We start from the raw sequence: 22,094 nt of genomic DNA, 5'->3' as shown, positions 1-22,094 counted from the left end.
AAACTCCGCACCGCCAGCGCCCGGCATGCCACGACCGGCCAACGAATTGCGAGGAACCATGCCGTCCGATCACCTCTCACTCGTCTGCCTGCCCTTCGCCGGCGGCGGAGCCAGCTTCTTCCGCGGCTGGAGAAAGCCGCCGCCGCCCGGCATCGAGGTGGTGCCGCTTCAACTGCCGGGCCGCGAGGAGCAGTTCCATCGGAGCCCGTTCACCGACGTCGCCGACGCCGTGAAGCACCTGACACCCCAGGCACTCGAACAGACCGCGCACAGCACACGGATCGCCCTGTTCGGACACAGCCTCGGCGCGATCCTCGCTTACGAGGTGGCACGGGAACTCGAACGGATCACCCACCCGGCACTGGATCACCTCTTCGTCAGCGGCTCCCCGCTTCCCTGGGCGGGACCCCGCGAACAGACCGTCGCGATCGACGACGACGAGTTCCTGCGGCGGGTGCAGGACTTCGCCGGTTACCGGCACGAAGCGTTCGACGATCCCGACCTGCGTGAACTGCTCCTGCCCACGCTGCGTGCCGACGTGATGATGCACGAGAGCTACCGGCCGTCCTCCCGGCAGCCGCTGACCGTCCCCGTCACCGCGCTGCGCGGCACCCAGGACACCCTCGTGTCATGCACGCAGGCCCAGGAGTGGAGGCACGTCACCACGGGCCCCTTCACCTATACGGAGCTGCCCGGCGGGCACATGTACCTCACGGACTCACCGGAGCCGGTACTGCGTGCCGTGGCGGGTCACCCGGCAGCAGAGGGCACGCCATGACGCTGAAGGGCAGAACGGCCCTGGTCACGGGCGCGGCACGGGGGCTGGGGCGGGAGTGCGCCGTCCGGTTCGCCCGGGAGGGCGCCGATCTACTGCTTGTCGACATCGCCCAGGACCTGGACGGCGTGCCCTATCCGCTCGGCTCACCCACCCAGTTGGAGCACACCGCCGAATTGTGCCGACTGCACGGCAGCGCCGTCGTGGCCGAACACGTCGACGTACGCGATGCCGAACGGGTACGGGCCGTGGTGGAAGGAGCACTCGACAGGTTCGGCGCGGTGGACGTACTCCTCAACAACGCGGGCATCGCCGCCCCCTCGGGCAGAGCGGTGCACGAGATCGAGGAGGCCGAGTGGTCACTCATGCTGGACGTCGACCTGTCCGGCGCCTGGCGCATGATCAAGGCGGTGGCACCGGCGATGGTGGCTCAGCGGTCGGGCAGCATCATCAACGTGTCCTCGACCGCCGGCCTGGTCGGGTACCGGCACTTCGCCGGATACGTGGCCGCCAAGCACGGCCTGATCGGGCTGACCAAGGCCGCTGCCCTCGACTACGCGCCGTTCCAGGTGCGGGTCAACGCGCTGTGTCCGGGTTCGGTCCGTGACGACCCCGTGGTCGAGGGACGCATGCTCTCGGAGATCGCCCGCTCCCTCGACGTACCGGCCGAGGACCACGCCGAGACCTTCCTCCAGGGACAGCCGATGAACACGCTGATCGACCCCTCCGCGATCGCCGGGGCGGCCCTCTGGCTGGCCGGTGACGACTCTCGGCAGGTCACGGGCAGCGCACTCACCGTCGACGGCGGCTTCACGGCCCGCTGAGCGGCACACTCCGCCGGGCCGTCCGCCCCCCTCCGATCCTCAACCGACCCGCAACGACCGACCGGAGATGTCCCATGACGACCGTCACCCGTACGCGCGGTCCGATCGACGGGGCGCGTGCGACCGGGCCACGGCCCCCCTTCGGACACCGGCCCCGCGAGCACGCACGGGCCTGCCACAGCCTGGTGGTCCGCGTGCCCGGCCCGCTCGACGAGGCAGCGCTGCGACACCGCCTCGCGGCCGGCGCCGCCCGCCACCCCGCGGCGACCCCGCTGCGTGTGTGGATCACTCCCGTACCGATGGGCCACGCGGACGCCCGGGCACGAGACCTGGTACGCGGCGAGGCGCTGCGACCCATCGGTCCCAGCCGCCACCCGGTCCGTGCCGTGGTGGTGTCGTACGCCGACGGGGTGGCCGATCTCGTCCTGGTGGCCGTCCGGTCGGCGGTGCCGTACCCGGTGCTGGGCCCGCTGGCGGCGCTGCTTCTGGAGGGACCCTCGGCGGCGAAGATCCCCGCGTTCGCCCCGACCGCCGCCACCGGGTCCGCCCTGTCTCGGCGGGCCGTCGAGTGGGGGCTCGGCAACCCGCGGCAGACGGGGACGACCGGCAGCGTGCCGTTCGCTCTGCCTCCCCTGGCCGGTTCCGACCGACGGCTGCTGCTCGGCGCGGTGGCGCTCACGCTGGCCCGCTACGACCAGCGCGACACGGTGGAGATCGGCGCCCTCGCACGGGACGGCGGCCCGTACCGCGGACCTCTGGGCGACGACTCTCTCGCGCACCCGAGCGGTTACGTCGACCGCAGGAGTGGTGAACCCGGCCACGTGAACAGCGAACTCGATCACGGGAAGCACGATGGGGAGGAAGACGGCTTCGTGTACCGCGGAACCGTCGACGAGCGAGCGGACCTGTCCACGCTCCTCGCGCAGTTCTCCGCGGGCCCCGTGACAGCGCCCAGCACACCGGCCGTCGGTGTCGTGTTCGGCGACACGGAGGAGGCGGCCCGCTATCAGCCCTGTCTGGCACCGCTCTTCCCGCTCACCCTGTACACGACCCCGCGGCCGGACGGTTCACTCGCGGGGACGTGCTGGTTCGACGAGGGCGAGATCACCCCGGAGATCGCCGAGCAGTTCTGCGCCCACGTCACCCGCCTCGCCGACCGGTTCACCAGGCTGTCCTCCGAGGAAACGGTGTCGCGGATCCCCCTCATGACACCGGACGAGGCACAGAAGACCCTCCGACTGGGCGGGGCCGGGATCGCGGAAGGCACGGCCGAACGGATCGACCGCCTCTTCGAAGCGGTGGCGCGCCGGCAACCGGACAACATCGCACTGGAGGCGGACGGGACGGAACTGACGTATCGCCGGCTCGACGAACGGGCCGCCCGCATGGCGGCGGGATTGCGCGCCCTCGGAGTGCCCCCGGGGCGCCGGGTGGGTGTCTGCCTCGATCCGGGAATCTCCCTCGTACCCACCCTGCTCGCCGTGCTCAAGGCCGGCTGCGCCTATGTGCCCATGGACGTGCGGTATCCGCCGGAACGCCTGCGTCACATCGTCGAGGATGCGGAGCTGCCGGTCGTCGTCACCACCACGGAACGGTTTCCGGCCGTCGACGACGTACGGACCGTGACTCCCGACGAGTTGCTCGCCACCGGTACGACGGCCACCGCTCCGCCTCCCGGCACGGAAGGAACGAACTCGGGCTCGGGCTCGGAGGCGGGTGCGGGTGCGGGCTCGGCCGCCTACGCGATCTACACCTCCGGTTCGACCGGCCGTCCCAAGGGTGTGGTCGTGCCGCACAGCGCCGTCGGTGCCCTGGTGCGGGCGACGGAGGCGGACTTCGGGCTGTGCCCCGCCGACGTGTGGAGTCTTTTCCACTCCAGCGCCTTCGACTTCTCCGTCTGGGAGATCTGGGGCTGTCTGCTCACCGGGGGCCGTCTGGTGGTCGCGCCGTACTGGGTCACCCGCGACACCGACGAGTTCCACTCGCTGCTAGCCTCACGGCACGTCACCGTGCTGAACCAGACGCCGTCGGCCTTCGCTCCGCTCATCCGCGCAGACCTGCGATCGGCCGACCGGCTCGCCCTGCGGCTGGTCGTCCTGGGCGGGGAGACGCTGCCCGCACGAGTGCTGGCAGCCTGGTTCGCCCAGCATTCCCCCACCAGCTGCCGGGTGGTGAACATGTACGGCATCACCGAGACCACGGTGCATACGACAGCGCAGACGATGACGCCCCGTGCCGTCCTGGACGACTCCCAGTCGGTCGGCCACGCACTGCCCGGCTGGTCCGTTTCGGTCCGCGACCGCTCGGGACGACTCCTCCCCCCGGGGCCGACCGGCGAGATCTGGGTGGCGGGGGCCGGGCTGGCCGACCGCTATCTCGGACAGCCCGGCCTCACGGCCGAACGGTTCGGTGCGGACCCGCTCACCGGTGAACGCGCCTACCGCAGCGGCGACTTGGGACGGCTTCGCCCCGACGGGAGCCTCGACCATCTCGGCCGGTCCGACCAGCAGGTGAAACTGCGGGGGCACCGGATCGAACTGGAGGAGATCCGCTCCGTGCTGCTCGCCGACCCCTCGGTCCACGAGGCGGCCGTGGTGGTGCGGCAGGAGATCCCCGGCGACCCCGCGAGCAGCAGGATCGACGCCTACGGACTACTGACGGAGTCCGCCGATCCTCGGCAGGTGCTCGCCGAGGCGGCCCGGTTCCTGCCCTCCTACATGATCCCGACCACCTTGACACCGGTGCCGTCGATGCCCCTGACCGCCAACGGCAAACTGGACGCGTCACGGCTTCCGATACCCCTGCCGCAGGTCCGGCAGCACCACCCGTCCGGTGCGGAGAGCGACCTGGCAGCACCGCGGCCGGTGTCCGGCGCCATCACCGAGGACATCCTGCGCATCTGGAGCCGACTCCTGAAGACGGAGGTAGGCCCCGACGACAACTTCTTCGAGTTGGGAGGAAACTCCCTCCTGGTGGTGCGCGCGCTCTCCGAGATGCAGAGAAGGCACCTACCGAAACCGTCGGTCAGGGAGTTCTACGACAACTCGACCGCGGCGCAGTTCATCAGGCTCGTCAACGGCCTGGAAACGAACACCTGAAACATCCTCCCGCCCGCGAAGGACCTCACATCGGGACTGCCCGGTCAACAGATGTGATCGGGGGCGTTGAGGGCGGTACCGTGCTGCGCTGAGGCGGCCGACGCGTGGTGCAGCGCGACGGCGTCCCTCCGGAAATCCTCCGCAAACAGAGACGCACCCCCACCGGGACATCCCTCCCTGGACCATCAAGGTCCATTATCAGGGTGTCCGTTCCAGAAGATCAGCCTGGGTGTCCTCGTTAAGGGCTTTGGAGGAGCTCCGTCAGCCCTTGCGCCACATGGCCGTGGTGGCGCTGGTCGCTTTCAGGATCACTTCGTCCGGCTGGTCGGGCGACGCCGGCCACAGCCGGACGAGGTAGGTCTCCACCGGCAGTTCAGCGGTGCGCGCCTCCCCGTCGTCGCGGTGGGTGGCGGCGACCAGCAAGGCGTACCGCCCGGCCGGCAGATCCGTGCCCAGCGGCAGTTCGGCCGGTGGGGAGGCATCCTCGCCGAGCAGCGACGGCGGTCCGCCCGGCCAGTCGACGGTGATCACCCCCGCGTCCTGCCAGTCGTCGAGGTCCAACGGCGGCTCAGCCGTCCAGGTCTCGGCAGTGAGGTGCACCGGGTCGGAGGAGACTCCCGTGGCGATCACGGCCACGGTCCCCTCCTCGAACGGCCGCGTCTCGGCCGGGATCCCGAGCAGCCCGTTGCGGGGCAGATCCAGGCAGCCGGGTGGCGCTCCGGCCATGGCCAGGGTGAATCGGTTGTACTCCACGACGAGGAGGCCGGTGACGCGTGTACGGGGCGCTGCTGGGTCGGTCATCTGGGGTGCCTTTCAGCCGGGCCAGGCGGGGCCGCCGTCCGGGAGAGCCCGCGAACTCGCCCTGGACAGCGGCCTCGTCACTGACGACCGGAACGCTACTACTGGACCCAGACCCGGAAGGGATCGTTGTCCAGCACCCGGTTGGTCTTGTAGAAGCCTCCCAGGAACGCGCCCTGGTGGGAGTTGTCTGTGCTCGGGAGCATGCAGGAGGACCAGCCGAGCGGGCCGGTCACCCCGGTGGGCACAGCCCACGTGGCGTCCATCTCGCACCACTCCTCGCCGGTCGGCATCGTCTGGGTGGGGGGAGCGAACGTCCGTGCCGTCCCCGCGGGGTTGGCCGTCGACGCCCCTTCGTACGTGGACCGCATGGGGTACTCGTCGCACTGTTTGTTCGCCGGCCGTACCCACGTCGGCGTGGGCGGACAGGCCCGGTCACCGTTCTGACGCTTCTTGGTCGAGTCGGTCAGTCGGTGCAGCGGGTCGCCGGACGGGTACAGGCCGGGCAGCCCGGACTTCTGGGCCGCTTCCACATGCCAGCCGACCGTCGGGTACAAACCGTTCTTGTAGATGATCCACGTCGGTACGTAGACCGGTACCGCACATCCGGCACCGAACACGGAGTTCACCGATGTTCCCGGGACGTAGTCGCCCATGTCGTTGCCGTCGGTGGAGAAGGCGTTGTCGCAGCGGATCTGGGGCGGGGGCGGGACGGTGACGGTTTCCGACGGCTCGAATCCGGCGGCGGTGACGTAGTAGTTCCACGTGGGGGCCAAGTGCGTGATCGCCCCCACTTCGTCGTGGCTCGGCTCCCAGGCGGCCTCGCCGTCGTTGTTGCGGTTTCGCGTGTAGTTACCGGTCCTGAGCCCGGTGTCGGAGATCGGTTTGCAGTCGCCCGAGCAGGTGGCCCATCCGCGGATCTGCTGAAGTCCCCAGAAATCGATCGTTCCGGCCCGCTCAGCGAAATACTTGTTGATCCGGATCTGGTTGATGATGTTGTCGATGTCGCCGCTCATGTAAATGTAGGAAGTCTCGATGTGTTTGGCGGTTCCCACCTCGATCGGTCTACCGTTGACGATCTCAAGGTAGACGACGGTGATGTCGCGGATCTGGCATTCCTGCGAGCGTGTGTACCACCAGCCGCTGAAGGCGTGATCGAAACACCAGGACGGCGGATCGACATAGTCCAGTACTCCGACGTCATCCGCTGCCGGACCAGACGTTTTCGCATTTTTCAGGGATACGGAACGCTCTGCGTCAGTATTCCCCGATGCGGATCGCGCTTTTCTGATCACGTCGGCGCGTGCGGCCAGGCTCGCCGCGGATCCGGGCGCGTTCACCTTCGTACAGGTGATGATCGTCCTGCCGGCCAGGCCGTCCGGTGCGCGGCTCGACATCGGCTCGGCCTTCTCGGCCTTGGCCTTCAGCGACGCGGGCGAGCAGGTGTCGGAGGTGATTGCCTGCTCGTCGGCCTGCTGAGGCGGCGTTTCGGCCGATGGAGTTCCAGTCGGCGGCGTCTCGGCCGACAGGGCCACGGGTGGCACGGCCGGGGCGGAGTGGGGCGTGGTCGGAAGAGCCGACGCCGTGCCGGATGCGCCGATCAGTGTCAGCGCGCTGAACGCGGCGAGCAGCCCTAATTTGAGCCTGAGCTGCCTTCGTGATCTCACTCGAATATCTCGTGCCCGCTGTCTCATGCACTTCCCCTCGGTGAGAGATGGAACGAGACCCGCGTCGGGCGCGGAGGGCAGCGGGGCCCCCCGTTTCTCCCGCGTTTCCCACACCAGCGACGCAACTCCCTTTACGGGAACAACTTGCACTCGCGCCGCAGAAGGCAACAAGGTGATACACAGGAATGGCCGGATATGCGTCACGGAGGCTTTTCACGTGATGACGGGAATCGGGCGCTCCGGAATCCTGCAGGCGTCGGCGTCACCACCGGCGGGTGTCCGGGCTGTGTGCGACATCCCATGGGTTGCAGGGTTACTCAGAAGTGGATTCTTCCGATGACGGTCCGCACGGCGTGGGTGGCATGTCCGAAGGGGACCTCGGTGATGCTGATGCGGGACCGGATGGATGCGGTCGACCGCCGAGGCCGATCCGGACTGGCTGGTGCCGCTGATCGAACCGGAATGGGCTTACAAGGTCGCTGGAGGGCTCTCCCGCTGGTCGGGGCCGCGGTGTGACACTGCGGCCGTGCGCCGAGAGACACAGCCAGACCTTTGCCGGAAAGGCTTCACACAGACCATGCAGACCAAGTACCACCAGGCGGGCCCGAGCGGCTGAGCCGCTGTGCTCAATGCCGTCCTCGTCATCGCTGTACGCCAGGCCATGCGCGCACAGAACGAGATGGCCGTACGCCCGCCGATCCCCCACTCGCCAAGACGTCAGACGGCGCTCTGCGCTGCCGTCGGCAGTGCACGACCCATGAGCGCCCAAGCGCAGCGCAGTTGACGGCCAGGACCTCCGAAACTCGGCTACCACGAAGTCGCCGATCACGGGAAGCGCTGACCGGGACGGTCGTCAGCGGGCGATCCACGTCCTGATCTCGTCGCCGACCTGCCGCACGCTCAACGCGTCACGGTTGATACGCCCCGCGAGAGCAGCCGCCTGCTTGGGCTGCACGTCGACGATGACGCCACTGACCGTCAGGTAGGAGGCGGCCACGACCGCGGCGAACAGTTCGTTCGAGTGCTCCAGCCCCGGGCAGCGGATCAACTGGTGCATGAGGGCTGCCGCGCGGTGATGGGGCTCGCTGTAGACGGGCGTGTCCAGCACCTCGTCGGCGTGCCTGCAGGCCGCGGCCTGCAGCGTGCCGAAGTCGGTGACGTCGGGATCGGAGGGGAGGTGGCGGTGCGCGAGGTCGAGGAGCCAGGCGCGGTCGATCCGTACGATCACGCGGCGGCTACCGACTTGCCATCGGCCTTGGCCTTGGCCGGGTGTCCGAACTCGTCGGCGAAGCTCTCGGCCCAGGCGTCGGCAAAGTGCGCGCCCGCGGCGAGGAAGCGGTGTCGCAGGTCGTTGCCCTCATCGGCGAGTACCTGCTTGGCGTACGCCTGCACGGACATGCCGGCCGCCTTCGCCCGCGCCTCGATGCCGGCGTGCGTCTCCGCATCGACCCGCACGTTGATCTGCTTCTGCTCCATACGCGAATGATAGCGGGCCGTACGGCGCGCTACACGCGGTGTTTGTATTGCGCTCCGGCCGCGACAGGGCCGACCGCATCGGCACAACGTCGAGTCCCCTCCCCCGAGCGGGCTCAGCGGGCGGCGTGCGCCGGTCACGCGACGGGAGCGGCGAGCGTTCGAAGCGTATGCGATCGCCGCCGAAGCCGTGTTCCAGTGCACCCGTGCGCCAGGGCAGCCGCGACCTCCTCGGACGGGGCCACCCTGCGACCTGCGCCGAACTGTCCCAGATGCCGACAGCTCTGGTCTCCGAGGTCGGGTCGGAGCGAGTTCACGTACTCCCCCACCGATTCAGCGGGCAGTCGCCGACCAGCCACCGCCACAGCACCCCCGCCCCACCGAGCGATCGACCAGTCGCTCCCTCCTGCCCTCCCGCGCACGCCGTGCTCATGAGAGCAAAAAAATCAGCATGTGTTGCCGTGAAGTTAATTCTGGACCTACTGTCCGTCGCCAGGACCACATCAGGAGGCCCATATGCGTACCAAGCGCATCTTCGGGATCTTTATCACGGCATCCACTCTTGTATCGCTCAGTGCGTGCTCCGTCTCGACCACCCCGGGCGGCTCGGACGGCGACGGCGGCAAGAAGGCGGCCTCGGACAGCCTGTCGATCGGCTTCAGTCAGGCGACTCAGCAGTCCCCGTTCTACGTGCAGTTGCGCACCGGCGCCGAGCAGGCCGCGAAGAAGGCCGGGGCCAAGCTCAACTTCGCCGACGCGGGTGACGACGTGACGAAGCAGAACAACGACATCCAGGACCTCATCACGCGCGGTGTCGACGTACTGCTGGTCAACCCCGTCGATCCCAAGGGTGTGAAGGCGGGACTGGCCGCCGCGAAGGCTGCGGGGATCCCGGTCGTCACCGTCGACCGCCCGGTGCCCGCCGGTGCCGTCGCCCATGTCGGGCGCGACAACAAGGAGATGGGCCGGCTCGTCGGCGCCGAGGTCGTCAAGTCCCTGGGTGCCAAGGGCGGCAAGGTCATCGAGATCAAGGGCGACGCGGGCGGTGCCGTCGCCCGCGACCGCAGTGCGGGGTTCCACGAGGCCGTGGCGGCCAACAGCAAGATCAAGATCGTGGCGGGGCCCTACTGCGACTACATCCGCGCCAAGGCCGTCACGGCCATGCAGGACCTCGTGCAGACGAACCCCGACGTCAAGGCCGTCTACGCGCACAACGACGACATGGCCCTCGGCGCGCTCCAGGTGCTCAAGGAGAACAACCGCACCGACGTCAAGGTCGCCGGTGTCGACGGGCTGATGGAGGCCGTGAAGTCCATCGCCGCCGACGGACCCTACATCGCGACCTCGCTCAACGACCCGATCTCGCTCGGCGCCACCGCCGTACAGACCGCGCTGGACGCCCAGGAGGGCAAGAAGGTCTCCGCCGAGGTCGACGCCGGGACCGGTCTGATCGACACCGGCAACGCCGCCTCGTACAGCGGCTCCACCACCTTCGCCCTGGCGGACAAGAAGTAACGTTTCGCCGCCCTTCGCCCGCGTGGGCGAGACACGACGCCCCACCGCACGCGCCGGGCCGGATCCGGCCCCGCCCCCACCCGAGAGAGCGATACGAAAATGCCGCAAACCATGCGAGCCGCCCTGCTGCACGCCCCGGGCGACATCCGCGTCGAGGAGGTGCCCGTACCGGTGCCCGCGCCCCGGGAGGCGCTCGTCCGTGTCGCGGCGTGCGGGGTCTGCGGCTCCGACATACCCAGGATGCTGCGCCCCGGAGGGGCCTACCACCTCCCGCTGATCTGCGGCCACGAGTTCTCCGGGCACGTGGTGGCGCTCGGCGCGGAGCTCGCGGCGGCAGGCACGGTCAAGGAGGGTGACCTGGTGGCGGTCCCGCCGCTGATTCCCTGCCGCCGCTGCACCCCCTGCACCCAGGGGCACTTCAGCCTCTGCGAGGACTACGACTACTTCGGCAGTCGGCGTGCCGGCGCCTACGCCGAGTACGTGACCGTCCCCGAGGGCAATCTGATGGTGCTGCCCCCGGACCTCGACCCGCGCGCCGCCGCGATGCTCGACCCGGCCGCCATCGCCCTCCACGCCATCTGGCGCACCAAGCTGCGCACCGGTCACCGGGTCGCGGTCGTCGGCGCGGGGCCCATCGGCCTGTTCGCCATCCAGTGGGCGCTGCTCGCCGGCGCGCACGAGGTGCTCTCCATCGACGTCAGCGAGGAGAAGGCCGCGATGGCCATGGAGGCCGGCGCCACCCACACCGCCACCACCGCCGAGCGGGCGACCGAACTCGCGGGCCAGGGCTACGACGTCATCATCGAGTCCGCCGGTGTGCCGGCCACCGCTGACCAGGCCGTCTCCCTCGCCGCCCGGCACGGACAGGCCGTCTTCATCGGCATCCCGCACGATCCCGTCGTCCTGCCGAAGGCCACCTTCAGTAATTTCCTGCGCCGGGAGGTCACCCTTCACGGCGCCTGGAACTCTTTCTCCGCCCCGTTTCCCGGTGACGAATGGCGCACCGCCGCCCGTGCCATGGGGGACGGTAGCCTCCGCTGGAAGTTCATGATCACTCACGAACTGGGGCTCGACGACGTCTCCGCGACCCTGCGTCAGCTGGGCGAGCGGTCCATCTTCAGCTCCAAGGTCCTCTTCCTGCCGAACGGAGACCGTCCATGAGCGCTCTTCTCGCCATCGACCTGGGTACCGAGAGCGCCCGGGTGGCCGTGTACAGCGCCGACGGTGCGGAACTCGGGCTGAGCCAGAGCGGCTACCCCACCTCCTTCCCGCACCCCGGCTGGGCCGAGCAGAACCCCGAGGACTGGTGGCACGCCGTGGTCACCGCCACCCGCGCGGCCCTCGCCGAGGCGGGCTCGCCCCCGGTGGCCGGCGTCGCCGTCGCGACCACCGCGTCCACCGTCGCCGTACTGGACGGGGCCGGACGGCCGCTGCGTCCCGCACTGCTCTGGATGGACAGCCGGGCCAGTGCGGAGTCCGCGCTGACAGCCACCCTGGACCATCCGGTCCTGCGGTACGCGGGCGGCTCCGACGCGGTCGAGTGGCTCGTGCCCAAGGCCATGTGGCTGGCCCGGCACCAGCCGGACGTCTACCGTGCCGCCGGCCACATCGTCGAGGCGGTCGACTACCTCGTCTGGCGCCTCACCGGCGAGTGGACGGGATCGCGGATGAACGCCGTCTGCAAGTGGAACTACGACCCGCGCGGCGCCGGCCTCCCCGACGACCTCTACGCGGAGTTGGGTGTACCCGACCTCCGGGACAAGCTTCCCAGCCGTATCGTCCCGGTCGGCAACCCCGTCGCGCCCGTGCAGCCCGGTGCCCGCGACGAGCTCGGCCTCACCGGCGGGGCCGTGGTCAGCGCAGGCGGCATCGACGCCCATCTGTCCCTGCTCGCCGTCGGCGGCGCGCGGACGGGCCGGGTTTCGGTCGTCTGCGGCACCTCCACCGCCTTCGTCACGGAGATCGACGAGCCGGTCTTCCCGCCCACCGTCTGGGGCCCCTATCCGGATGCCCTGAACACCGGCCGGTGGCTGGTCGAGGGAGGGCAGGTCACCTCGGGGTCCGTGCTCACCTGGGCCGGTGAACAACTCCTCGGCCGGCCCCGCGCGGAGCTGCCCGGTCTGATCAAGGAGGCCGCGGCGCTGCCGCCCGGCGCGCACGGGCTGATGGTCCTCGACTACTTCATGGGCAACCGCACACCGCTGCGCGACCCCCGGCTGCGCGGCGCAGTCCTCGGCCTGACTCTCGGCAGCCGTCCCGCGGAGGTCTACCGGGCCGCCGTCGAAGGCGTCGCCTACGGCACCCGTCAGGTCCTCGACTCGTTCGTCGAAGGCGGCGTACCGGTCGAGGAAGTGTTCGTCTCCGGAGGTATCCGGCACAACCCGTTGTGGCTGCGCACCACCGCGGACGTCCTCGGCCGCCCGCTGCTGCTGGTCGCCGAGAGCAACCTCACCCTGCGGGCCTGCGCGGTCGCCGCAGCCGCCGGAGCCGGTCAGGCCGCCTCCCTCGCCGAGGCCGCCGCGGGCTTCGCCCCGCGCGTGACGGTCATCGAACCGGACTCGTCCCACCGCGCGGCCTTCGAACAGGGATACGCGGACTACCGGGCCGCGACCGATGCCACGCGCGCGATCGCCCACCGGCTCAGCGCGCCCGACCGCCACCCGGGCTGACCCGGCCGTCGGACAAGGAGGTCCGGATGACCAACATCGAGGACGAGGCCCTGCTCTACCAGGTCGCCTCCCTGTACTACGAACAGAACCGAACGCAGGAACAGATCGGGGAGGAACTCCACTTCACCCGCTGGAAGGTGGGCCGGCTGCTCGCCGAGGCCCGGGACGCGGGGATCGTACGGATCGAGGTCGTCCACCCCAAGGCCCGTATGCGCAGCCTGGAGGAACGGCTGCGCGACGCCTTCGGGCTGCGCGACGCCGTCGTGGTCGCCGCCGACCGCGTGGACGACGAGCGGCTGCGCGCCAGGGTCGCCGAGGCAGGGGCCGACTACCTCACGCGGCTGAACCCGACGCCCCGCCAGCTGGGCGTCTCCTGGGGCCGCACCCTCGACCTGCTCGCCGCCCGCCTGCTTCCCGGCTGGGCCAGCGGGGTGCACGTCGTCCAGATCAACGGGGGCCTCAGCCGCTCCCGCACCCCCACCTCCGCCCAGGACATGGCGGGCCGGATCGCGCACCTCGCGCAGGGCACCCTCAGCGTCCTGCCGGTGCCGTCCATCGTGGAACAGGAGACCACCCGCCGGCTCCTGGAGCAGGACAGCGCGGTCTCCGACGTCCTCGACCAGGCCGCCGCCGCGGACACCGTGCTCTTCAGCCCCGGCGGCATAGGAGCCGACTCGGTGCTGGTCAGCTCCGGATACCTGACCGCCGACGACCTGGCGTCCCTGGCCGCCGCCGGAGCCGTCGGCGATGTCGCGGGCCGCTTCATCGACGCCCGGGGAGCCATCGTCGACCAGCCGCTCGACGACCGCACCCTCGGGCTCCCGCTGGAGCACCTGCGCAACAGCGCCGTCTCCGTGGCCGTCGTCTCGGGCACCGCGAAACACGCCGTGTGCGCGGCCGTGGTCTCCAGCGGCCTGTGCAACACCCTCGTCACCGATCAGCACACCGCGGCCCACCTGCTCGCCATGCACCAGCGGGAGGAACTGTGAGCGCCAAGAGCCAGAAAGGAGGATCCGTGCACCCTCACGACACCGCTGCCCCGGCCGGCGAGGACACCCCGCGGCTGGTCATGCGCGGCATCGTCAAACGCTTCCCCGGCACCCTCGCCAACGACGGTGCCGAACTGGTCGTGCGCCCCGGCGAGGTCCACTGCCTCCTCGGTGAGAACGGGGCGGGCAAGAGCACCCTGATGAAGATCCTGGCCGGCTCCTACCAGCCGGACGCGGGCGAGATCCTGCTCGACGGCGCGCCGGTCGCCCTCGCCGGTCCGCAGGCCGGACTGGCCGCCGGCATCGCCGTGATCTACCAGGAACTGGATCTCGTACCGGACCTGACGGTCGCCCAGAACCTGCTGCTCGGCCACACCCCGTCATGGGGCCCCGTCGTACGCCGCAAGGAGCGCGCCGAGCTGGCCAGGGCCGCCATCGCCCGGGTAGGCGGGGACTTCTCCGTCCACACGCCCGTCCGCGCGCTGCCCATCGCGGCGCAGCAGCTCACCGCGATCGCCAGGGCGCTCACGGCCGACGCCCGTCTCATCGTCATGGACGAGCCCTCCGCCACTCTCGGCGAGAGCGATCTGCGCACGGTGTTCGAAGTGATCCGCTCCCTCACCGCGCAGGGCCGCTCCGTCATCTACATCTCGCACCGCCTCGACGAGGTCATGGAGATCGGCGACCGCGCCACCGTGATGCGCGACGGCCGCTCGGTCGCCGTCCGGGACCTGGCCACCACGACGGCCGACGAGCTGGTCGCCGACATGATCGGCGAGAACCGGGAACTCGTCCGGACCACCCACCGGCCCCGGCCGGAGGGCCCGCCCCTCCTGGAGATCCGCTCCGCACGGATCCCCGGGCTGATCGACATCAAGGACATCGAGGTCCGGGCGGGCGAGATCGTCGGCCTCGCGGGGCTCGGCGGCGCAGGCCGCACCACCCTCCTCAAAGCCCTGTTCGCGGACACCCGCGCCACCGTATCCGCGGCCGTCGACGGCAAGGACCTGCGGTTGCGCAGCCCCGCCGCCGCTGTACGGGCCGGTCTGGCGCTCGTCCCGGAGAGCCGCAAGGAGCAGGGGCTGATGCTGGAGCTGTCCGTCGCCCGCAACGCCGCCGTCACCGCGATCAACCGCAGGCCCTGGCTGTTCCCCCTACGCCGTGGCCGTCGGCTCGCGTCCCCGGTCATCACCGATCTCGGCGTGCGCTGCTCCTCACCGGACCAGCCGGTCGGCAAGCTCTCGGGCGGCAACCAGCAGAAGGTCGTGCTGGCCAAGTGGATCACCAGGGGCGACATCCGGGTCCTGCTGCTCGACGAGCCGACCCGCGGCCTGGACGTGGGCGCCAAGGCCGACCTCTACCGTCAGGTCCGCCACCTCGCCGACCAGGGCGTGGCCGTCCTGCTGGCCAGCAGCGAACTGAGCGAACTGACCGCCAACGCCGACCGCGTCTGGGTACTGCACGAAGGCCGCAACGTGGCCTGCTTCGACCCCCGCACCACCGACGAGAGCACGATCGCGCACACCGTCATCACCGGTGCGACACCCACCAGAGCGATATCCCCTGGAGCACCCTCATGAGCACATCCACCACGGTGGTCGACCCGAAATCGGCCCCCGGCGACAGGAGCCCGCGGCCCCCCTCGCCCCGGTGGCGGGGCGCCGACCTCATCGTCAGGTTCAACCTGGTACTCGTCTTCCTGGCCCTGTGCGTGGTCGCGAGCCTGCTCGCCCCCGAGTTCCTCACCGTCCGCAACATGTCCAACCTGCTGCAGCAGTCCGCGCTCACGGGCATCGTCGCCGTCGGGATGACGCTCGTCATCCTCACCGCCGGGATCGACCTGTCCGTCGGCAGTGTCGCCGCCTTCGGCGGTATGACCGTCGCCCTGCTGATCGACCACGACATCAACTTCCTGCTGGCCATCGTGGTGAGCCTGGCCGCCGGCGCCGCCTTCGGCGCGGTCATGGGCGGACTCTCCGCCTACCTCTCGCTGCCCGCGTTCATGACCACCCTCGCCGGACTCACCGCCATCCGCGGTCTGACCTACCTGCTGACCGACGGCGAGCCGGCCGGAGGCGAGATCCCGCACGCCTTCCAGCTCCTCGGCGGCGGATTCGTCGGTTACGTGCCCATCGTCGGCCTGATCTTCGTCGCGGTCGCCGTCGCCGCCGGGCTCCTGCTGCGCGGGACGACGTTCGGCGAGTACATCTACGCCGTGGGCAGCAACAAGGAGGCGGCCCGCCTCTCCGGACTGCCGGTACGCGGCGTGATCACCGCGGTCTTCGCCATCTCCGGCGCGCTCTCCGCGCTCGCCGGGGTGCTGCTCACCTCACGGCTCACCATCGGTCAGCCCACCGCGTTCAACGGCCTCGAACTGGATGCCATCGCCGCCGTCGTCCTCGGCGGCACCAACCTCTTCGGCGGACGCGGCGGCGTCATGGGCACCTTCGTCGCCGTGCTGCTGCTGTCCGTGCTGCGCAACCTGTGCAATCTGATGGGTCTCGGTTCGTTCTTCCAGATGGTCGTCACCGGACTGATCCTCGTGGTCGCGCTCATCCTCAACATGCTCATAGAGAAGCGAGGTTCCCGTGCCTGACACCGCCAGTCCCGCCCCCCAGGCACCCCTGGCCCCCGCACACAGCAACGCCGCACTGCGTGCCCTCATGGACGCGACCCCCGGCGTCGACGAGGCGGGCGTCCACGCCCGCGTGGCCGACCTGGCGACCCGCTCGGTCAAGACGACCACCAAGGCACGCGCCATCGACCTGGCGATCCGCATGATCGACCTGACGACCCTCGAAGGCGCCGACACCCCCGGCAAGGTACGCGCCCTGTGCACGAAGGCCCTGCTGCCGGACCCCACCGACCGCACGGTTCCGCCGGTGGCCGCCGTCTGCGTCTACCCCGACCTCGTCGGCGTCGCGGCACGCGCCCTGGAGTCCACGAACGTGGGCGTCGCATCCGTCGCCTCCGCCTTTCCCGCGGGACGCGCACCGCTGGAGGTCCGCCTTCTCGACACCCGGTACGCGGTCGCCGACGGCGCCACCGAGATCGACATGGTGATCGACCGGGGGGCCTTCCTCGCCGGGGACTACCGCAAGGTGTACGAGGAGATCGTCGCCGTCAAGGAAGCCTGCGACCGGTCCGACGGCCCGCCGGCCCATCTGAAGGTCATCCTCGAAACCGGTGAACTGGCCACGCACGACGCCGTACGCCGTGCGTCCTGGCTGGCCATGCACGCCGGGGCCGACTTCATCAAGACGTCCACAGGCAAGGTCGCGCCCGCCGCGACGCCCGCCGTCACCCTGATCATGCTCCAGGCGGTCCGCGACTTCCGCGCCGCGACCGGCCGCCAGGTCGGCGTCAAACCGGCCGGCGGCATCCGCACCACCAAGGACGCCCTGCGCAACCTCGTGATGGTCAACGAGACGGCAGGACCCGACTGGCTCGATCCCCACTGGTTCCGCATCGGTGCCTCCAGCCTGCTCAACGATCTGCTGATGCAGCGGGCGAAGCTGACGACCGGCACGTACCCCGGTCCCGACTACTACTCCGCGGACTGAAAGGGATCAAGCGCACATGTCAGACCGCCCCACGCCCCACACCGCCTCCACCCCGCAGGAATCCTCCGGGTCCGGCGCCCTCCTCTACGCTCCCGCACCCGAATCCAGGGCCGTCGTCTCACTGCGGCCCGCCTACGGACTCTTCGTCGACGGCGAGTTCACCGAACCGGGCGAACAGACCCTGGTCAGCGTCAACCCGGCCGACGAGGAGAAGCTCGCCGAGGTGACCCTGGCCACCGAGGCGGACCTGGACCGCGCCGTCGCCGCGGCACGCCGTGCCTACGACGGCGTGTGGTCGCGGACCAGCCCCTCCGAGCGCGGCAAGTACCTCTACCGGATCAGCCGGATCATCCAGGACCGCGCCCGCGAACTCGCCGTGCTGGAATCCCTCGACAACGGCAAACCCATCAAGGAGACCCGGGACGTCGACATCCCCCTCGCCGCCGCGCACTTCTTCTACTACGCGGGCTGGGCCGACAAACTGCCCTTCGTCTCCCCCGGCGTCCCTGCCCCACGGCCGCTCGGCGTCGCGGCCCAGGTCATCCCGTGGAACTTCCCCCTGCTGATGCTCGCCTGGAAGATCGCCCCGGCGCTCGCGGCAGGCAACACCGTGGTCCTCAAACCCGCGGAGACCACCCCGCTGACCGCTCTGGCTTTCGCCGAGATCTGCCAGGAGGCCGAACTGCCGCCCGGCGTGGTCAACATCGTCACCGGCGCGGGGGCCACCGGCCGGGCGCTCGTCGCCCACCCCGGCGTGGACAAGGTGGCGTTCACCGGCTCCACCGACGTGGGCCGGGAGATCGCCAGGACCGTCGCCAGCACATCCAAGCGGGTCACGCTGGAACTCGGCGGCAAGGGCGCCAACATCGTCTACGCCGACGCGGCGCTCGACCAGGCGGTGGAAGGAATCGTCACGGGGATCTTCTTCAACCAGGGACACGTGTGCTGTGCCGGATCCCGGTTGCTGGTCCAGGAGTCCGTCGCGGAAGAAGTGCTGCACCGGCTCAAGGAGCGGGTGGCGCGGCTGAGGCTCGGCGACCCGCTGGACAAGAACACCGACATCGGCGCCATCAACTCCGCCGCCCAGCTCGCCCGTATCCAGAACCTCGCCGAGGCCGGCCGGGACGAAGGAGGCGAGCAGTGGTCGCCGTCCTGCGAACTGCCCTCCCGGGGCTACTGGTTCGCGCCCACCGTCTTCACCGGGATCACCCAGGCGCACCGGATCGCCCGCGAGGAGATCTTCGGCCCGGTCCTTTCCGTCCTGACCTTCCGCACCCCGGAAGAGGCCGTCGAAAAGGCCAACAACACTCCCTACGGTCTCTCCGCGGGCATATGGACGGAGAAGGCCAGCAGGATCCCCTGGACCGCGAACCGGCTGCGCGCCGGAGTGATCTGGTCGAACACCTTCAACAAATTCGATCCCACGAGCCCTTTCGGGGGCTACCGCGAGTCCGGCTACGGGCGCGAGGGCGGACGGCACGGACTGGAGGCGTACCTCAATGGCTGACACGGCCACGGCACCCGAACCCGCACCGGCGGCTCCGGCGCTCCGGCGGATGCCTGTGCACAAGACCTACAAGCTCTACCTGGGCGGCGCCTTCCCCCGCTCCGAATCGGGCAGGAGCATCCCCGTGACCTCGTCGGACGGCGCCCACCTGGCCAACGCCGCGCTCGCCTCACGCAAGGACGCACGCGACGCCGTCGTCGCGGCACGCTCCGCGTCCGGCCCCTGGGCCTCGCGGACGGCCCAGCTCAGGGGCCAGATCCTCTACCGGATCGCCGAAATGATGGAGGGCCGCCGCGTCCACTTCGTCCAGGATGTCATCGACGCGCAGGGCATCGACGAGGCAGCGGCCCAGGACGTCGTCTCCGCCGCGATCGACCGCTGGGTCTACTACGCGGGCTGGACCGACAAGATCACTCAGGTACTGGGCGGGGGCAACCCGGTGTCGGGACCCTACGAGAACAACTCGTCCCCCGAACCCACGGGCGTCGTCGCGATCCTCGCCCCCCGGGACTCACCCCTGCTCGGGCTGGTCTCGGTCGTCGCCCCGGTGATCGCCGCGGGCAACACCGCGGTCGTGGTGGCGAGCGAACGCGCCCCGCTCCCGGCCGTCACCCTCGCCGAAGCACTCGCCACCTCCGACCTGCCCGGCGGGGTCGTCAACATCCTCACCGGCCGCACCGCCGAGATCGCCCCGACCCTGGCCGCCCACGCCGATGTCAACGCGCTCGACCTGGCCGGAGCGGGGGACCTCTCCACAGAGCTGGAGACCGCGGCGGCGGCCACCCTCACCCGGGTACTGCGCCCGGAACCGTCCCCCGACTGGAACGTGCTGCCGGGCCTCACCCGCATCACACCGTTCCTGGAAACAAAGACGGTCTGGCAGACCGTAGGACGCTGAACAGCACTTGGTGTGCTGTACCGCAGGCCCGACCTGCGGTACAGCACACCATCGACCTTCTTCAGTTCGCCGACAAGCATGCCGAGCCCGCCCAGTACCGCCGAATCACCTAGAAGAGCCTGTCTCTCTTTGACTTCGCGGCGCTCGGCCCACGTGCGAAGGTTGTGGCCATGCCGCAGCTTGGTCACCGTCTCCGATCCCTCAGGTTCACGTTCGGGCTTGCCCCGACGGGCTTCGCTGCGTGCCGGGAGACAGGTCACCCTGCGTTGGAGCACGCCCTGGCGGACAGGGCGACGCTCTGCGGCATCCCTCAGCGCCAGGTGACGGTATATCGGCATCTGTTCGTCGCGAGGAGGTCCGGGAAGTGCTCGGCTTGCAGGGCGAAGGCAACCGCCGCCACGTCGAGGCCCTGAGCCAGGCATTACCCGGCAAGCGGGCCTCGTCGGCTCGGCTCCTGGCCACGGCGTGCAGAACAGGCTGGACGAGGCAATTGCGACCACGGGACACTTCGACGGGACGTGGTTCGCGCTCCGTACGCATGGTCCACGCCGACGACGCCTCGGCTTTGCTCCGAGAGCAGGAAGGCCACGAGGGCGGCCGCCGACTCAGTGTGACCGAAGTGGCCCCTGGGCACGGCCGATCTTTCCGGCTTGTCTCGGTTGAGCTTGACGGCCGGGCCGCTGATCATGAAACGGCCGCTCGCAGCTGTTTTGCCGGCTGGGGCTGCAGGGCCCCAGCCGGCTAGGCAGCGCAGGCAGTAGGGATGTCACCGTCGGCGCCTGCTTGCCCACCGCTGGCCTCCTGCCCGCCCCGCCCGACCACGAGGCGATCCGGGGCATCGAGGCATCGAGGCATCGAGGCACAGCAAACACGTGGTCCAGGAGTTCCTCACGATGTGGGCGCTCCAGTGAGGAGAAAGTCATGGACAATCACCCGTCGCAGCGATCTGGTGACACGCCCTGCCTCTAGAAGAAGTGCTTGCGTCCACCGACCGCGCGGCCCGTCGCACCCAGGACCCACAGGATGACGCCCACCAGAATGAGGATGCCGCCGATGGTCGTGAGCAGCCCCATGCCGACAAGCAGGCCGATGAGCAGCAGAATAAGCCCAAGAATGATCATTTCAAGTTCCTGTCGTCAGGTCACACTCAGACGCATGTGCGTCCGAGCTTCACAACGGCCCAAAGTCCGCTCGACTGGTAGGTCCCTGGCCCCGGATTACACCAGGACCTCCGTTCGATAGACCGAGTGCCCGGCAACACGAAATCCACGCACCTCCGCATAAAAATTTGCCAGGAAGCGGCTGCCCAACCGGACCGACCCCTGCGGCCTCCACCTGCCGGTACATGCGCGGACATCGACGCAGGGTCCCCGCAGAGGTGGGGCTGACAGCGTCAGGACGCCCCTCATGAAGGCCTTCCTCGGACCATCCCCGCGAGCCCAGGGTGGTTCGGATAATCCAGCGACCTACACACCAACAGATCCCCACCGCACCAAGACGCGTCCGTTGTCGCATGCCGGTGACTTCGGTAAATTGAACAGATGTCTGACTCGATGGTCATGCGGTACTCGGGGTGGACCTTCGCTTTCGACGGCCGGGCGTTGACCATCACCCGACGTGGGATGCCCTGGCGCAGCAAACGGGTCGAACACCTGCCGCTCTCCCGGCTCCGTGCCTGCTATCTCCGCACGTCGGAGAGCCACGACATCGAAAGTCTCAGTTTCTCTCTGGTGTACGACACCGACACGGTGCTGATCGGCATCAACCGGCAGTACTACGACGGCGACGCCTACTGGTTCGCCAAGTACCTCAGCGAGGCGATCTGCGAGCGGCTGCGCCGTGTCTTCACCAACACCATTGGACTCGGTCCGCATTCTGAGGCGGAGCTTCTCCGGGCGGTTCGGCCGGCGCTGCAACTCCATCCGCACAGCTTCAGCATGGGCGACGTGCCTTATCGTCTGGCCGCGTTGCGCTGGGAGGACCCCGTGACGTCGAGTCGGCAGAGGCCCGATCCGACCCGGCCCTCCGACCTGCTGACCAACCACGACAGCGCGTTGGACCCCAGCCCACCGAACTTCGAGAGCTGGTGGACCTTCGTCGAGCACATCCGCGCCGGCTACGAGCCGACGGACGACCCGGGCTGGGAGGAAGTCATCCATGATCTACGGCGAGGCCCGCAGATGATGACCCAGAGCAACTGGCAGCAATACAACCGATCAGGAAACCGGAAGCTGGGCGCTTAGCAGTCCGGACCCATTACGGACGAGACCACACCCGCCTGACGAAGAACCCACTAGGGGATAGAGAGCACTGCGCCT

The 22,094-nt window shown here is 69.5% G+C and carries 18 protein-coding genes; 13 read left to right on the top strand and 5 right to left on the bottom strand.

The features are described from left to right. Positions 1-58 precede the first annotated feature (58 nt). The 3 genes from ACZ60E_RS38760 to ACZ60E_RS38750 all read left to right on the top strand — a co-directional run bounded on the left by ACZ60E_RS38760 (position 59) and on the right by ACZ60E_RS38750 (position 4,697). On the top strand, positions 59-778 hold the full coding sequence (locus ACZ60E_RS38760; protein ID WP_469446682.1) for a thioesterase II family protein: 720 nt from the start codon (positions 59-61) through the stop codon (positions 776-778). Then, a complete protein-coding gene (locus ACZ60E_RS38755; RefSeq protein WP_469446680.1) occupies positions 775-1,599 on the top strand; it encodes a mycofactocin-coupled SDR family oxidoreductase in 825 nt (274 codons plus the stop codon). The genes ACZ60E_RS38760 and ACZ60E_RS38755 overlap by 4 nt, the downstream gene beginning before the upstream one ends. 74 nt (positions 1,600-1,673) lie before the next feature. Beyond that, the gene (locus ACZ60E_RS38750; protein WP_469446679.1) at positions 1,674-4,697 is read left to right on the top strand and encodes a non-ribosomal peptide synthetase; all 3,024 of its coding nucleotides are present in this window, start codon (positions 1,674-1,676) and stop codon (positions 4,695-4,697) included. A 261-nt stretch (positions 4,698-4,958) separates the two neighbouring features. Here ACZ60E_RS38750 and ACZ60E_RS38745 read toward each other — a convergent pair whose 3' ends face one another. The 4 genes from ACZ60E_RS38745 to ACZ60E_RS38730 all read right to left on the bottom strand — a co-directional run bounded on the left by ACZ60E_RS38745 (position 4,959) and on the right by ACZ60E_RS38730 (position 8,638). Beyond that, positions 4,959-5,498 carry a hypothetical protein gene (locus ACZ60E_RS38745; protein ID WP_469446678.1) on the bottom strand — a complete coding sequence of 180 codons (540 nt, stop codon included), beginning with the start codon at positions 5,496-5,498 and terminating at the stop codon, positions 4,959-4,961. 98 nt (positions 5,499-5,596) lie between these two features. Beyond that, complete coding sequence (locus ACZ60E_RS38740) at positions 5,597-7,189, bottom strand: hypothetical protein (protein ID WP_469446677.1); 1,593 nt, start codon at positions 7,187-7,189, stop codon at positions 5,597-5,599. Between the two features lie 826 nt (positions 7,190-8,015). After that, positions 8,016-8,390: a fic family toxin-antitoxin system, toxin component gene (locus ACZ60E_RS38735; protein ID WP_384800856.1), complete on the bottom strand. Its 375-nt coding sequence runs from the start codon at positions 8,388-8,390 to the stop codon at positions 8,016-8,018. After that, a complete protein-coding gene (locus ACZ60E_RS38730) occupies positions 8,387-8,638 on the bottom strand; it encodes a plasmid mobilization protein (RefSeq protein ID WP_469446676.1) in 252 nt (83 codons plus the stop codon). Before ACZ60E_RS38730 ends, ACZ60E_RS38735 begins: the two co-directional genes overlap by 4 nt. Positions 8,639-9,151: 513 nt before the next feature. Here ACZ60E_RS38730 and ACZ60E_RS38725 point away from each other — a divergent pair. From ACZ60E_RS38725 to ACZ60E_RS38685, 9 genes are all read left to right on the top strand, one after another. Beyond that, the gene (locus tag ACZ60E_RS38725) at positions 9,152-10,150 is read left to right on the top strand and encodes a substrate-binding domain-containing protein (RefSeq protein WP_469446674.1); all 999 of its coding nucleotides are present in this window, start codon (positions 9,152-9,154) and stop codon (positions 10,148-10,150) included. A 111-nt stretch (positions 10,151-10,261) separates the two neighbouring features. After that, on the top strand, positions 10,262-11,311 hold the full coding sequence (locus tag ACZ60E_RS38720) for a galactitol-1-phosphate 5-dehydrogenase (protein ID WP_469446673.1): 1,050 nt from the start codon (positions 10,262-10,264) through the stop codon (positions 11,309-11,311). Then, positions 11,308-12,819 carry an FGGY-family carbohydrate kinase gene (locus ACZ60E_RS38715; protein ID WP_469446671.1) on the top strand — a complete coding sequence of 504 codons (1,512 nt, stop codon included), beginning with the start codon at positions 11,308-11,310 and terminating at the stop codon, positions 12,817-12,819. The genes ACZ60E_RS38720 and ACZ60E_RS38715 overlap by 4 nt, the downstream gene beginning before the upstream one ends. Positions 12,820-12,845: 26 nt before the next feature. Then, complete coding sequence (locus ACZ60E_RS38710) at positions 12,846-13,808, top strand: sugar-binding transcriptional regulator (RefSeq protein WP_385833484.1); 963 nt, start codon at positions 12,846-12,848, stop codon at positions 13,806-13,808. 26 nt (positions 13,809-13,834) lie between these two features. Then, positions 13,835-15,388 carry a sugar ABC transporter ATP-binding protein gene (locus ACZ60E_RS38705; protein WP_469446669.1) on the top strand — a complete coding sequence of 518 codons (1,554 nt, stop codon included), beginning with the start codon at positions 13,835-13,837 and terminating at the stop codon, positions 15,386-15,388. Continuing rightward, the gene (locus ACZ60E_RS38700; protein ID WP_384800835.1) at positions 15,385-16,404 is read left to right on the top strand and encodes an ABC transporter permease; all 1,020 of its coding nucleotides are present in this window, start codon (positions 15,385-15,387) and stop codon (positions 16,402-16,404) included. The genes ACZ60E_RS38705 and ACZ60E_RS38700 overlap by 4 nt, the downstream gene beginning before the upstream one ends. Further along, complete coding sequence (deoC, locus tag ACZ60E_RS38695) at positions 16,397-17,371, top strand: deoxyribose-phosphate aldolase (RefSeq protein ID WP_469446668.1); 975 nt, start codon at positions 16,397-16,399, stop codon at positions 17,369-17,371. Before ACZ60E_RS38700 ends, deoC begins: the two co-directional genes overlap by 8 nt. Before the next feature lie 16 nt (positions 17,372-17,387). Continuing rightward, positions 17,388-18,878, top strand: coding sequence for an aldehyde dehydrogenase family protein (locus ACZ60E_RS38690; RefSeq protein ID WP_469446666.1), 1,491 nt, complete (start codon positions 17,388-17,390; stop codon positions 18,876-18,878). Then, entirely contained in the window at positions 18,871-19,776 is a 906-nt protein-coding gene (locus ACZ60E_RS38685) for an aldehyde dehydrogenase family protein (protein WP_469446664.1), read from the top strand. Before ACZ60E_RS38690 ends, ACZ60E_RS38685 begins: the two co-directional genes overlap by 8 nt. Before the next feature lie 965 nt (positions 19,777-20,741). Here the strand turns inward: ACZ60E_RS38685 and ACZ60E_RS38680 are convergent. Then, a complete protein-coding gene (locus tag ACZ60E_RS38680) occupies positions 20,742-20,897 on the bottom strand; it encodes a hypothetical protein (RefSeq protein WP_384800826.1) in 156 nt (51 codons plus the stop codon). Between the two features lie 420 nt (positions 20,898-21,317). Between ACZ60E_RS38680 and ACZ60E_RS38675 the strand changes: the two genes are divergently transcribed. Next, on the top strand, positions 21,318-22,019 hold the full coding sequence (locus tag ACZ60E_RS38675) for a hypothetical protein (RefSeq protein ID WP_469446662.1): 702 nt from the start codon (positions 21,318-21,320) through the stop codon (positions 22,017-22,019). The last annotated feature ends 75 nt before the right edge of the window (positions 22,020-22,094 follow it).

Source organism: Streptomyces sp. NPDC102514 (assembly GCF_055584525.1).
Note: the sequence above shows the minus strand (reverse complement) of the source record. Positions and strands in the feature narration are given on the sequence as shown.